Origin of the sequence: Streptomyces sp. CA-294286 (genome assembly GCF_050947155.1) — a bacterium.
Lineage (GTDB): Bacteria > Actinomycetota > Actinomycetes > Streptomycetales > Streptomycetaceae > Streptomyces.
In genome coordinates, this window is sequence record NZ_CP192005.1 from 4,969,984 (window position 1) to 4,982,340 (window position 12,357).

The 12,357-nt window shown below is 73.9% G+C and carries 11 protein-coding genes, 1 pseudogene and 1 riboswitch; of the genes and pseudogenes, 3 read left to right on the plus strand and 9 right to left on the minus strand.

Annotated elements, in window-relative coordinates; genetic code table 11:
- Nucleotides 1–23: 23 nt before the first annotated feature.
- Nucleotides 24–923 (plus strand): ectoine hydroxylase, encoded by a 900-nt coding sequence (thpD, locus tag ACQPZG_RS26640; protein WP_433549560.1) that lies wholly within the window; start codon nucleotides 24–26, stop codon nucleotides 921–923.
- 63 nt (nucleotides 924–986) lie between these two features.
- Here the strand turns inward: thpD and ACQPZG_RS26645 are convergent, their stop codons facing one another.
- Nucleotides 987–2,060 carry an alkene reductase gene (locus ACQPZG_RS26645; RefSeq protein ID WP_433548243.1) on the minus strand — a complete coding sequence of 358 codons (1,074 nt, stop codon included), beginning with the start codon at nucleotides 2,058–2,060 and terminating at the stop codon, nucleotides 987–989.
- A gap of 146 nt (nucleotides 2,061–2,206) precedes the next feature.
- Between ACQPZG_RS26645 and ACQPZG_RS26650 the strand changes: the two genes are divergently transcribed.
- Nucleotides 2,207–2,695: a MarR family winged helix-turn-helix transcriptional regulator gene (locus ACQPZG_RS26650; protein WP_433548244.1), complete on the plus strand. Its 489-nt coding sequence runs from the start codon at nucleotides 2,207–2,209 to the stop codon at nucleotides 2,693–2,695.
- A gap of 94 nt (nucleotides 2,696–2,789) precedes the next feature.
- Here ACQPZG_RS26650 and cobC read toward each other — a convergent pair whose 3' ends face one another.
- The gene (gene cobC / locus ACQPZG_RS26655) at nucleotides 2,790–3,890 is read right to left on the minus strand and encodes an Rv2231c family pyridoxal phosphate-dependent protein CobC (protein WP_433548245.1); all 1,101 of its coding nucleotides are present in this window, start codon (nucleotides 3,888–3,890) and stop codon (nucleotides 2,790–2,792) included.
- Between the two features lie 29 nt (nucleotides 3,891–3,919).
- A pseudogene (locus ACQPZG_RS26660) lies at nucleotides 3,920–4,300 on the minus strand (cobalamin biosynthesis protein); the annotation flags it as partial.
- A gap of 104 nt (nucleotides 4,301–4,404) precedes the next feature.
- Here ACQPZG_RS26660 and ACQPZG_RS26665 point away from each other — a divergent pair.
- The gene (locus ACQPZG_RS26665; protein WP_433549561.1) at nucleotides 4,405–5,133 is read left to right on the plus strand and encodes a ZIP family metal transporter; all 729 of its coding nucleotides are present in this window, start codon (nucleotides 4,405–4,407) and stop codon (nucleotides 5,131–5,133) included.
- 11 nt (nucleotides 5,134–5,144) lie between these two features.
- On the opposite strand, the gene ACQPZG_RS26670 is transcribed toward ACQPZG_RS26665, so the two are convergent.
- The 6 genes from ACQPZG_RS26670 to ACQPZG_RS26695 form a co-directional block, all read right to left on the minus strand.
- Nucleotides 5,145–6,545: a cobyrinate a,c-diamide synthase gene (locus ACQPZG_RS26670; protein ID WP_433548246.1), complete on the minus strand. Its 1,401-nt coding sequence runs from the start codon at nucleotides 6,543–6,545 to the stop codon at nucleotides 5,145–5,147.
- Nucleotides 6,539–7,138 (minus strand): cob(I)yrinic acid a,c-diamide adenosyltransferase, encoded by a 600-nt coding sequence (cobO, locus tag ACQPZG_RS26675; protein ID WP_433548247.1) that lies wholly within the window; start codon nucleotides 7,136–7,138, stop codon nucleotides 6,539–6,541. The genes ACQPZG_RS26670 and cobO overlap by 7 nt, the downstream gene beginning before the upstream one ends.
- A 2-nt stretch (nucleotides 7,139–7,140) precedes the next feature.
- Nucleotides 7,141–9,189: a putative cobaltochelatase gene (locus ACQPZG_RS26680; RefSeq protein ID WP_433548248.1), complete on the minus strand. Its 2,049-nt coding sequence runs from the start codon at nucleotides 9,187–9,189 to the stop codon at nucleotides 7,141–7,143.
- Nucleotides 9,190–9,256: 67 nt separating this feature from the next.
- Complete coding sequence (locus ACQPZG_RS26685; protein ID WP_433548249.1) at nucleotides 9,257–10,816, minus strand: cobyric acid synthase; 1,560 nt, start codon at nucleotides 10,814–10,816, stop codon at nucleotides 9,257–9,259.
- A complete protein-coding gene (locus ACQPZG_RS26690; protein ID WP_433548250.1) occupies nucleotides 10,813–11,853 on the minus strand; it encodes a cobalamin biosynthesis protein in 1,041 nt (346 codons plus the stop codon). Before ACQPZG_RS26690 ends, ACQPZG_RS26685 begins: the two co-directional genes overlap by 4 nt.
- Nucleotides 11,854–11,888: 35 nt before the next feature.
- Nucleotides 11,889–12,036, minus strand: a riboswitch (cobalamin riboswitch).
- 97 nt (nucleotides 12,037–12,133) lie between these two features.
- A complete protein-coding gene (locus tag ACQPZG_RS26695) occupies nucleotides 12,134–12,355 on the minus strand; it encodes a hypothetical protein (protein ID WP_433548251.1) in 222 nt (73 codons plus the stop codon).
- Between the last annotated feature and the right edge of the window lie 2 nt (nucleotides 12,356–12,357).

The window sequence follows — 12,357 nt, forward strand, 5'->3', positions numbered from 1 at the left end:
CCATGAGCACCCTTTCCCCGGACATGACGAACCCGACCGGCTCCGCCGCGGGCGACCTCTACCCGACCCGCGGCAGGATCGAGGTGACCACTCCGCGCCAGGACCCGGTGCTCTGGGCCCCGGACGCCGAGGGTCCGATCTCCGCCGGTGATCTCTCCGGCTTCGAGCGGGACGGCTTCCTCGCCGTCGACCAGCTCATCACGGACGACGAAGTCGCTCTGTACCGGGCCGAGTTGGACCGCCTGATCGCCGACCCGGCGGTCCGCGCCGACGAGCGGTCCATCATCGAGCCCACGACGCAGGACGTGCGGTCGGTCTTCGAGGTCCACAAGCTGAGCAGCGTCTTCGCCCAGCTGGTCCGTGACCCGCGGGTGGTCGGCCGGGCCCGGCAGATCCTCGGCTCGGACGTCTACGTCCACCAGTCGCGGATCAACGTCAAGCCCGGCTTCGGCGCCTCCGGTTTCTACTGGCACTCCGACTTCGAGACCTGGCACGCCGAGGACGGCCTGCCGAACATGCGCACCGTCTCGGTCTCGATCGCGCTCACGGAGAACCTGGACACCAACGGCGGGCTGATGATCATGCCCGGCTCGCACAAGCACTTCCTGGGCTGCGCGGGCGCGACGCCGAAGGACAACTACAAGAAGTCGCTCCAGATGCAGGACGCGGGCACCCCGTCCGACGAGGCGCTGACCCGGATGGCCGACGCGCACGGCATCAAGCTCTTCACCGGGCGGGCCGGCTCGGCGACCTGGTTCGACTGCAACTGCATGCACGGCTCGGGCGACAACATCACGCCGTACGCCCGCAGCAACGTCTTCATCGTGTTCAACAGCGTCGAGAACACGGCGGTCGAGCCGTTCGCGGCCCCCGTGCGCCGACCGGAGTTCATCGGCGCCAGGGACTTCACGCCGGTGAAGTAGCCGCCGCCGGTGGTAGGGAGCGGGGCGGGACCTCTTGGCGAGGTCCCGCCCCGCTCGGCTGCGCTACGCCCCCAGCGCCGGGTAGTCGGTGAAGCCCTTCTCCGTGCCGCCGAAGAAGGTCGCCGGGTCCGGGGCGTTGTACGGGCCCTGCGTCGCGAGCCGTGCGGGCAGGTCCGGGTTGGCGAGGAACAGCGCGCCGAAGGCGATCAGGTCCGCCGAACCGTCCTCCAGCAGGTCCAGCGCACGGTGGTCGGTCGGACCTTCCGTGGCGGGGTTCAGGATGAGGGTCCCGGGGAACGCGGCCCGCAGCACCTTGGTGAACTCGCGGTGCTCGGGGGCGGCTTCGACGGTGTGCAGGTAGCCGATGCCGAGCGGTGCGATCGCCTCGGCCAGGGCGGCGTACACCTCGGCGGTGTCGGTCTCGGTGATGTCGTTGTACGGGTTGCCGGGAGACACCCGCAGGGCGGTCCGCGCGGCGCCGATCTCCGCCACGACCGCCTCGACCACCTCGACGGCGAAGCGGATGCGGTTGCCGACGCCGCCGCCCCACTCGTCGGTGCGGAGGTTGGTGTGGGTGGAGAGGAACTGGTGGATGAGGTAGCCGTTCGCGCCGTGCAGTTCGACGCCGTCGAAGCCGGCCTCGACCGCGTTGCGGGCGGCGCGGGCGTAGTCCCGTACGGTCTCGCGGATCTCGTCGCCGGTCAGCGCGCGCGGCTCGGTGAAGTCCGCCATCCCCGTGCCGGTGAAGAGCTGTCCCGCCGGAGTGACGGCGGACGGGGCGACCGGTGCGAGGCCGTCGGGCAGCAGGCTGGGGTGACCGATGCGGCCCGCGTGCATGAGCTGGGCGAAGATCACTCCGCCGGCGGCGTGCACGGCGTCGGTGACCTTGCGCCACCCGGCGACCTGCTCCTCGCTGTGCAGGCCCGGGGTGCTGGGGTATCCCTGGCCGACCACGGAGGGCTGGACGCCCTCGGTGACGATCAGCCCGGCGGAGGCGCGCTGGGCGTAGTACTCGGCGACGAGCTCGGTGGGCACGCCGCCCTCGCCCGCGCGGCTGCGGGTCATCGGGGCCATCACGACGCGGTTGGCGAGGGTGGTTCCGGCGAGTTCGTACGCGGTGAAAGCGGTGCTGGTCATGGTGAATGCCCCCCAAGGCAGTGAGCGACAACAAAGGTTGGTCGGCCAAGTAAAGGCCAGGACGCCACTGTAGCGCATTGATTGGCCGACCAAGTTAAAGTGGTCGCAGAAATCCGCGCACCACCCCGAAGAACCGAGGAACACCCGTGAATGCCGAACCCGCAGACTGTCCCGGCGCGCTGTCGGCAGCCGCCATCGGCGGCCCGGTCAGCCACTCCCTGTCGGTGGTGGCCCGGCTGCACCGCATCGCGGCGGGCCGGGTGCTGCGCTGCCTGGGGCTCTACCCGGGACAGGAGTTCGTGATGATGCACCTGTGGGAAGCGGGCGCGGTGCGGCAGTCCGAGCTGATCAAGGCGGTGGGGCTGGACCCGTCCACCGTGACGAAGTCCCTCCAGCGGCTGGAGCAGGCGGGGCACGTACGGCGGCGACCGGACCCGGCGGACCGGCGGGCGTCCCTCGTCGAGGCGACGGAGACGAGCTGTGAGCTGCGGACGCAGGTGGTGGCCGCGTGGAGCGAGCTGGAGGACACGACCCTGGCCGGGCTGGAGGAGGGGGAGCGGCAGGAACTGCTGCGACTGCTGGGCAAGGTGGAGGCGAACCTCTGCCCCGCGGCGGCCGAGGAGTGCGCGGACTGACGCGCCCCCGGCGAACGACGGCGCGCGCGCCCCCTGCCTCACCGTGGTCGTACGCCAGGAGGTGCCGCACCGCGGTCGTACGCCGGGAGGGGCCTCACAGCGGTCGTACGACGGGAGGTGCCGCACCGCGGTCGTACGCCGGGAGGGCCGGTCGGCCCAGGACCGACCCCAGCTCCCGCAGGAAGCGATCCGTCGTCGCCCGCTCGCGCACCGCGACCCGCACCCACTCCTCCCCGAGCCCGGGGAACGTGTCGCCCCGGCGCACCGCGAACCCCCGCTCCCGCAGCAGCACCCGCACCTTGGCCGCCTCCGGCATCCGCACGAGGACGAACGGGCCGCGCGCCCCCTCCACCACGCGGACGCCCGGCAACTCGGCGAGCCCGGCCACCAGCCGGGACCGGTCCGAGGTGATCCGCCGGGCCGCCCCGGCCGCTTCCGCCGACGCCTCGGGCGACACGCACGCCTCCGCTGCCACCAGAGCCGGTGTCGACACCGGCCACAGCGGCTGCGCCCGTTCCAGCAGCGCGATCGTGGCGGGGTCGGCCGTCACGTACCCGACCCGCAGCCCCGCCAGCCCCCACGTCTTGGTGAGGCTGCGCAGGACGACCAGGCCGGGCACATCGGTCCGCCCGGCCAGCGCCTCCGGCTCGCCCGGCACCGCGTCCATGAACGCCTCGTCCACGACCAGCGTCCGCCCCGGGCGGGCCAGCCCGACGACGGTCTCCGCGGGGTGCAGCACGGACGTCGGGTTGGTCGGGTTGCCGACGACCACCAGGTCGGCCTCCTCCGGCACCGCCGCCACGTCCAGCCGGAAGCCGTCCCCGGCCCGCAGCAGCACCCTCCCCACCTCGTGCCCCGCGTCCCGCAGCGCCGCCTCCGGCTCGGTGAACTGCGGATGCACCACGACCGGGTGACGCGTCGGCAACGCGCGGGCGAGCAGTACGAAGGCCTCCGCCGCCCCCGCCGTCAGCAGCACCCGCTCCACCGGCAGCCCGTGGTGCGCCGCCACCGCCGCCCGCGCCGCCCGCCCGTCCGGGTAGGCGGCGAGGGTGTCCAGGGACGCGGCGAGGCGCTCCTTGAGCCACGGCGGCGGCGTGTCGGACCGCACGTTGACCGCCAGGTCGACCAGGTCCGCTGCCGCGCCGCGTACTTCGGCGTCGCCGTGGTGGCGCAAATCATGAACGAGAGGGAGCACAGGGTTCACCGTTCCGTATCCGCACAGACCGCCACCGCGCACGTCGCCATGGCCGGCCGCCCCGCAGGGCTCGACTTCCTCTTGGGCACCAGGAGTGCGCGACCCGGGCCGAGCGCGGCGAGCGCCGCCGCCTCCGCCACCGACGGCGTCCCCACCGCACTGAGCGCCCGCCCGGACGGGTTCGGCACCGTCACGTCGGCCAGCACCCGCGCCGCGTACGACAGGACCGGCACCCCGAGCCGCCACCCGCACTCGACGATCGCCCGCTCGCCGGCCTTCACGTCGACGGTGGCGAGCGCGGTGACGCCGGCCGGCTCCAGCCCCGCCTCCGCCAGCGCGCCCGCGACCAGCTCGTACAGCTCTTCGACGGGCGCGTCCTCGCAGGCGCCGACCCCGACCACGACCCGCATCAGACGGTCCACGCAGTCCACCGGACATCCTTTCGCGCGGCGAAACGGCCCCGCCCGAGGTGCGCCCCACCGGGCTCATCGACTAGCAAGGGCACATGGCGTTCATGGCGGTCCTCGTCGCGCTCGGCGCGTTCCTGATGACGCTGTTCGGTGGCTGGGTCGCCCAGCGCGTCACCGACCGGCGCCACCTCGTGCTGGGCCTGGCGGGCGGGCTGATGCTCGGCGTCGTCGGCCTGGACCTGCTGCCGGAGGCCCTGGAGGCGGCCGGCAACGAGGTCTTCGGCGTACCGGCCGCGCTGCTCCTGTTCGTCGGCGGCTTCCTCGCCGCCCACGTGGGCGAGCACCTGCTCGCCGGACGGCACGCGGCGCACGGGGGAGTGGAGGGCGAGCGCATCCCCCAGGTGGGGATGACCGCGGCTTCCGCCATGGTCGCCCACAGCCTCATGGACGGCATCGCACTCGGCGCGGCCTTCCAGATCGGCGGCGGCATGGGCCTGGCGGTCGCCCTCGCCGTGCTCGCCCACGACTTCGCCGACGGCTTCAACACGTACACGCTGACCCGCCTGTACGGCAACGCCCGCCGCAAGGCTTTGGCGATGCTGTTCGCGGACGCGGCGGCACCCGTCGTGGGCGCCGCGTCCACGCTCCTGTTCACCCTCCCGGCCGAACTCCTCGGCTGCTATCTCGGCTTCTTCGGCGGCGTGCTCCTCTGCCTGGCCGCCGCCGAGATCCTGCCCGAGGCGCACCACGACCACCCGGCCCGCTCCACCCTGCTCTGCACGCTGGGGGGCGCGGGCTTCGTGTGGCTCGTGGTGGGCCTGGCCGCGGAGTAGGACGCGCGGGCTCACGGCGTGGCACACCGCTGCACGAACCGGTACGCCATCTCCGGTGCCGCCGCCCAGTGCGTATGCAGATAACTGGCGTGCACACCGTCCTGAACGAAGCCTTCGACACGCCGCTGCGGATGCGTGAACCCCCACGCGGGAGCCGTTCCGGCACCGGGCTCGACGGCCGTACGGTGGAACTCGTGCCCGCGCAGCCGGGTCCCCGCGGCGGCCAGCGCACTGTCCCCGACGGCCACCGCCTCCCGGTATCCGAGCGTCAGCCTCTCGGACATCCGCGCGTCGGCGTCCAGTACGCCGCACATCGGCTGCCCGTCCAACGACCGTGCCAGGTACAGCAGTCCGGCGCACTCGGCGGCCACCGGCGCCCCGGCCGCGGCCAGTTCGGCGACGGCCTTGCGCAAGGGCTCGTTCGCCGACAGCTCGGGCGCGTACACCTCCGGAAAGCCGCCCCCGATCACCAGCCCCCGCGTGTCGTCGGGCAGTCGCTCGTCCCGGAGCGGGTCGAAGGGGACGACGTCGGCCCCGGCCGCGGCGAGGAGTTCGGTGTGCTCGGAGTAGGAGAAGGTGAACGCCGCCCCCGCGGCGACGGCGACGACGGGCCGGACGCGCGCGGCGCGCTCGCCGCCGCCGTCCCGCGCGGCCCGTTCGCCCGCCTCCCGCGCACCCGTCGTGTCCCCCTGCTCCGGACGCCACGCCTGCGCGCCCAGCTCCGGGGCGCTCCGGGCCAGTGCCAGTACGGCCTCCAGGTCGACCCCGGCCCGTACCTGCTCCGCGAGAGCGGACACCGACTCGACGGCTTCGGCCTGCCGCTCGGCCACCGGCACCAGGCCCAGATGACGCGAGGGCGTCCGGACCTGCCGGGCGCGGCGCAGCACGCCGAGCACCGGAACCCCCGACCCGTCGAGGGCCTCCCGCAGCAGCTCCTCGTGCCGGTCGGAGCCCACCTTGTTCAGGATGACGCCGCCGATCCGCACCTCGGGATCCCACGACGCGAAGCCGTGCACCAGCGCCGCCACCGACCGCGACTGCGACGAACCGTCCACCACCAGCACCACCGGGGCGCGCAGCAGCTTCGACACCTGGGCGGTGGAGGCGAGTTCGCCCTGCCCGGCGGCACCGTCGTACAGGCCCATCACGCCTTCGACGACCGCCAGGTCGCACCCGGCGGCGCCGTGCGCGAACAACGGGGCGATCTGCTGGGGCCCGCACAGGTACGCGTCCAGGTTGCGTCCGGGCCGCCCGGTGGCCAGTGCGTGGTAGCCGGGGTCGATGTAGTCCGGCCCCACCTTGTGCGGCGACACGGCAAGCCCCCGCCGGGAGAAGGCAGCCATCAGCCCCGTCGCGACGGTGGTCTTCCCGCTCCCCGACGACGGGGCGGCCACCACGATGCGTGCTACCACTCGATGCCCCGCTGGCCCTTCTGGCCCGCGTCCATCGGGTGTTTCACCTTCGACATGTCGGTGACCAGGTCGGCCGCGTCCAGCAGCGCCTGCGGAGCATTGCGCCCGGTGATCACCACGTGCTGCGTGCCCGGCCGGTCGCGCAGCACCCGCACGACCTCCTCTACGTCGATCCACCCCCAGTGCAGCGGGTAGGCGAACTCGTCCAGCACGTAGAACCCGTACGTCTCGGCGGCCAGGTCCCGCTTGACCTGCTCCCAGCCCTCGCGCGCCTTGTCCTCGTTGTCGGCCTGATCGTCGCGCTGGACCCAGGACCAGCCCTCGCCCATCTTGTGCCAGGCGACGGTGCCGCCCTCGCCCGTCGCACCGAGGGCCTTGAGCGCGTTCTCCTCGCCGACCTTCCACTTCGCGGACTTCACGAACTGGAACACCCCGATCGGCCAGCCCTGGTTCCAGGCCCGCAGCGCCATGCCGAACGCGGCCGTCGACTTCCCCTTGCCGACGCCCGTGTGCACCATCAGCAGCGGCCGGTTGCGGCGCTGGCGGGTGGTGAGCCCGTCGTTCGGTACGCTCGTAGGCTGTCCCTGCGGCATCGTTATGCAGCCTTCCTCGAAGTGCCCTGTACGTCCTTGACCAGCCCGGCGATGGAGTCCGCGCGCAGCTCGTCCAGCGTGACGGCGGTGCCGCCCAGCTCCCGTGCCAGCTCGGCCGCCAGGCCCAGCCGCACCATTCCCGACTCGCAGTCCACCACCACCGAGGCGACGCCCTCCGCCTCGTGCAGCCGCGCCGCCCGCCCCGCCAGCGCCACGGGCTCCGGGCCCCCGGTGGCCCGCCCGTCCGTCACCACGACCAGCAGCGGACGGCGCGAGGGATCGCGCAGACGCTCCACCCGCAGCACGTCGTGCGCCTTGAGCAGCCCGGCCGCCAGCGGCGTCCGTCCGCCCGTCGGCAGCAGCTCCAGACGAGCGGCGGCGGCGTCCACCGACGACGTCGGCGGCAGGACGACCTCCGCGTCCCTGCCCCGGAAGGTGACGAGGCCGACCTTGTCCCGCCGCTGGTAGGCGTCCAGCAGCAGCGAGAGCACCGCACCCTTGACGGCGCTCATCCGCTGCCGGGCCGCCATCGACCCCGAGGCGTCCACCACGAACAGCACCAGGTTCCCCTCGCGCCCCTCGCGCGTCGTCTGTCGCAGGTCGTCGCGGCGCACGACCAGCCCGCGCCCGGTGCGCCCGCGCGCCCGCTGGTGCGGGGCGGCGGCCTGCACGGTGGCGGCCAGGTGCAGCTTGGTGAGCGTGCCCCGGGGGCGCACGGCCCCCGTCGTACGGCCGTGCTCGGTGCGTGCACGGGACCTGCGTCCCGCCGCCCCCTCGCCGAGTCCCGGCACGCTCAGCATTCTGGTGCGGAACGGCTCGGCGGACCGGGCGGCGGGCTGCTCGCCTGTGCCCCTGCCGGCCGGGGCGCTCTGCTGCTCCGGCTGCTCGGTCGGCGGCTCGGGTGTGTCGCCCTGCTCGGACTCGGTGCGCTCGGGCGCGTCGGGGCCGTCTCCGTCGCTCTGCGGCGGAATGCCGCCCCTGGGCCCGTCCGGCCCCGGATCGGGATCGTCGTCCCCGCCGTCCTCGTCCTCGCCCTGCGGAGGGCTGTTCTGCTCCAGCGTGTCGTCGAGCTTGTCCTCGTCGAGGCCCGGCGCGTCGAAGGGGTTGCGCCGCCTGCGGTGGGGGAGCGCGAGGAGGGCGGCCTGCCGTACGTCCTCCTCCTGTACGTCCTCACGCCCGGCCCACGCGGCCAGCGCGGTCGCGGTACGGGCCATCACGATGTCCGCCCGCATGCCGTCGACCTCGAAGGCGGCACAGGTCGCGGCGATCTGCCGGAGCGCGTCGTCACCGAGGCGCACGTGCGGCAGCAGGGCGCGCGCGGTCACGATGCGTTCGCGCAGGTCGCCCTCCTCGCTCGCCCACTTCGCGGCGAAGCCCGCCGGGTCGTCGTCGTAGGCGAGCCGACGGCGTACGACCTCCACCCGCAGATCGGTGTCCCGGGAGGCGGCCACCTCCACGGTCAGCCCGAACCGGTCCAGCAACTGGGGGCGCAGCTCGCCCTCTTCGGGGTTCATCGTCCCGACGAGCAGGAACCGCGCGGCGTGCCGTACGGACACACCCTCGCGCTCGACGTAGGAGGCGCCCATGGCGGCGGCGTCCAGGAGGAGGTCGACCAAGTGGTCATGGAGAAGGTTGACCTCGTCCACGTACAGAATCCCGCGGTGGGCGTCCGCGAGCAGCCCCGGCTCGAACGCCTTCACGCCCTCGCTGAGCGCCCGCTCGATGTCGAGCGCGCCCACCAGCCGGTCCTCGGAGGCGCCGACCGGCAGCTCCACCGTCCGGGCGTCCCGCGACACACCGCCGGCACCCGGGTGCGGCCCGTCGGGACACGCCGGGTCGGGGACCGCCGGATCACAGGAGAACCGGCACCCCGCGACCACCGTCACCTGGGGCATCAAGGCCGCCAGCGCCCGCACGGCGGTGGACTTCGCGGTCCCCTTCTCACCCCGCACCAGCACTCCGCCGACCGCCGGGGACACGGCGTTGAGCAGCAGGGCGAGCCGCAGGTCGTCCTGTCCGACGATCGCGGTGAAGGGATAGGGCGTACTCATGCGGCCTCCATAGTGGTTTCTGGCACAGCTGTCACGACCGCGACCGCTGTCGCGCATACGGCACTTCTCATCCGCGTGCCTCCGGTGCTCCCGGCGGCACGAACGGCAGCCCGCGGGGGGCACCCGACTCGATCAGCCGCCACAGCCCGTCCGTGTCCGCGTGCTCCTCGATCAAGTCCCCGAGGGTGTCGAGCTGTTCCTCCCGCAGCGCCTCGAAACTCGTGTCCGGCGCCGGCACGAACCGCCGCCCCGCCGCCGCGGCGACCTCGCGCAGGAAGGCACGCCGGAACGCGTCGCTCTCCAGCGACCCGTGCCAGTGCGTGCCCCACACCGAGCCGACCCGGCAGCCGTCCAGAAATGCTTCCCCGCCCAGGACCTCGGCGACCCCGTGATGGATCTCGTAGCCCGCCACGGGCTCGCCCAGCGCCTCGCCCACCGGCCGCGCCAGGGTCTTCTCCCGCGCGAACCGCACCCGCACCGGGAGCAGGCCCAGCCCGTCCACCACTCCCGCCCGGGACTCCACCTCGTCCTCGATGCGCTCGCCGAGGACCTGGAAGCCCCCGCAGATCCCCAGTACCGGCCGTCCCTCGGCCACCCGCCGCCGCAGCGCGTCCGCCAGTCCCCGCTCCCGCAGCCACTCCAGCGCGCGCACCGTGCCCCGGGTCCCCGGCACGACCACCAGGTCCGCGTCGGCCAGTTCCTCCGGCCGGTCCACGAACCGCACCACCACGCCCGGCTCGGCCGCCAGCGCGTCGACATCGGTGAAGTTCGACATCAGCGGCACCGCGCACACCGCGACCCGCAGCACGTCCTCGCCGACCGGGGGCGCGACCACGGACTCCCGCACCGCACCGCGCATCGAGACCCGCAGTCCGTCCTCCTCGTCGATGCCGAGCCCGTGTGCGTACGGGAGCACGCCGTAGGTCCGGCGCCCGGTGAGGTCCTCCAGCATCCGCAGGCCCGGCTCCAGCAACGACACGTCGCCCCGGAACTTGTTCACCAGGTAGCCGGCGATCAGCCGCTGGTCCTCCTCGGCCAGCAGGGCCGTCGTGCCGAAGAACGACGCGAAGACGCCGCCCCGGTCGATGTCCCCGACCACCACCACGGGAAAGTCTGCGGCGCGGGCGATGCCCATGTTCACGATGTCGGTGCGCCGGAGGTTGATCTCCGCCGGGCTGCCCGCGCCCTCGCAGATCACCGCGTCGTACTGGCTCCTCAGCTCGGCCAGGCACTCGGTCACCGTGCCGAGCAGCGCCTCCCGGTGCCCGCCCTGCACGCCCTCGCCGTACTTCCTGCCGCCCGCCGTCCCGAAGAAGCCGCGCGCGCTCATCTCGCCCACCGGCTTGCCCAGCAGCACCACCTGGCTGGAGCGGTCGCTGCCCGGCTTCAGCAGTACGGGGTTCATCAGCGCGGTCGGCTCGACCCGCGCCGCCTGCGCCTGCATGGCCTGCGCGCGCCCGATCTCCGCGCCCTCGCGCGTGACGAACGAGTTCAGCGACATGTTCTGCGCCTTGAACGGGGCGACCTTCACGCCCTGCCGCACCAGCCACCGGCAGATCCCCGCCGTGACGACGCTCTTGCCCGCGTCCGAGGTGGTCCCCGCGACCAGCAGTCCGCCGCCGCTCATGCGCTGTGCCCCTTGTCCCCGTGTCCGGCCCGCACGTACGAAACCGCCAGCCGCCCGGCCGCGCACGCGGCCAGCGCCAGCACACCCACCCGACGCGACAGCCGCACCGCACGCTCGATGTCCGGTACGGCGACGGCGCGGCCGGCCGCGCCGTTGAGCACCGCCCGGTGCTCGACCCGGCCCGCGTACGACAGCGTCCCGCCCAGCCGCACACCCAGCGCCCCCGCGAACGACGCCTCGACCGGGCCCGCGTTGGGGCTCGGGTGCGCCGCGGCATCGGCGCGCCAGGCCCGCACGGCACCCCGCGGGTCGTCCCCGGCGAGCACCGCGAGCGCCGCCGTCAGCCGTGCGCCCGGCCAGCCGGCCACGTCGTCGAGCCGGGCCGAGGCCCAGCCGTACCGGCGGTATCGCGCCGACTTGTGCCCGACCATCGCGTCCAGCGTGTTCACCGCCCGGAACGCGACCAGGCCGGGGACGCCGCCGAGCGCGCCCCACACCAGTGCGCCGACCACCGCGTCCGACGTGTTCTCGGCGACGGACTCGACCACCGCCCGCGCCATCTGCTGCCCGTCCAGGGAGTGCGGGTCGCGCCCGCACAGGTGGGGCAGGCGCTCGCGCGCGGTCTCCAGGTCGCCCGCCGCGAGGGCCCCGCCGATCGCCCGCGCCTCGCGCCCCAGCGACGTGCCGCCGACGACGGACCACGTCACCGCGGCGGTCAGTGCGACCGAAGCGGCGGGGGAGCGTCGTACGGCCCGTGCGGCGACGGCCGCCGCACCGGCGCCGCCGCCCGCGCACACCAGGGTGTGCAGTGCGCCCCACGCCCGGTGGTCGTGCCACAGCACGCGTTCCACGGCGCCCGCGGCACGGCCGAAGGCGGCGACGGGGTGCCCGCGGCGCGGATCACCGAACAGGAGGTCCGCGAGCATCCCGGCGGCGGCGCCGTACGCGAAGAGGCGGGCGTCGGCGAAGGCAGGGGCGCCTCCCGTGCCGGAAACCGGGCAGGGGGCGGCTGAACTGCGGGTTCCGCAGCCGGGCATGGCTGTGTGTCCTCACTCAGGGTCCGCGCCCTGGTTCGACGTGACGAGCGGCTGGGAGTTCCTGGCTTCCGTACGGCTCGTGCGAGCCGCCCGGTGACAGTGGCGGGACCGCGCCGGATTCGCACCGGCTTCCTCTCCATGCCGCCGTATTGGCTCCGGCAGTCCACCACGCCCCGCGAACGCCCGTCAACCTGGGGTTGACCTGCGGCGGGCGAGAACCCGGGGGCGCACGCAGAACCGCCCCGCGCACGGGGCGCGGGGCGGTTCGAAGGAACGGGTGTCAGACGACGATCAGGTAGATCCCGTACGCCACGGCCGCCGCGCACAGCGCGAAGCAGGCGTACGCGCCGGTGCGGGCCACGGTCGCGGAACCGCCGGACGCGGCGGCCGCGGTCTGCTTGGAGAGGCCGACGATGCCGAGGGTGAACAGACCCACCAGAGCCACGGTGGCCACGAGGCTGACGCCGAAGACGGTGCCCAGAGCTGCCCAGTCGATGTTCATGT

What these genes read in the sequence shown, in the direction of transcription:
- thpD (WP_433549560.1), top strand. Translation starts at nt 24, where the DNA reads ATGACGAACCCGACCGGCTCCGCCGCGGGCGACCTCTACCCGACCCGC.
- ACQPZG_RS26645 (WP_433548243.1), bottom strand. Translation starts at nt 2,060, where the DNA reads ATGACCAGCACCGCTTTCACCGCGTACGAACTCGCCGGAACCACCCTC.
- ACQPZG_RS26665 (WP_433549561.1), top strand. Translation starts at nt 4,405, where the DNA reads ATGGCGGTCCTCGTCGCGCTCGGCGCGTTCCTGATGACGCTGTTCGGT.
- cobO (WP_433548247.1), bottom strand. Translation starts at nt 7,138, where the DNA reads ATGCCGCAGGGACAGCCTACGAGCGTACCGAACGACGGGCTCACCACC.
- ACQPZG_RS26680 (WP_433548248.1), bottom strand. Translation starts at nt 9,189, where the DNA reads ATGAGTACGCCCTATCCCTTCACCGCGATCGTCGGACAGGACGACCTG.
- ACQPZG_RS26685 (WP_433548249.1), bottom strand. Translation starts at nt 10,816, where the DNA reads ATGAGCGGCGGCGGACTGCTGGTCGCGGGGACCACCTCGGACGCGGGC.
- ACQPZG_RS26690 (WP_433548250.1), bottom strand. Translation starts at nt 11,853, where the DNA reads ATGCCCGGCTGCGGAACCCGCAGTTCAGCCGCCCCCTGCCCGGTTTCC.
- ACQPZG_RS26695 (WP_433548251.1), bottom strand. Translation starts at nt 12,355, where the DNA reads ATGAACATCGACTGGGCAGCTCTGGGCACCGTCTTCGGCGTCAGCCTC.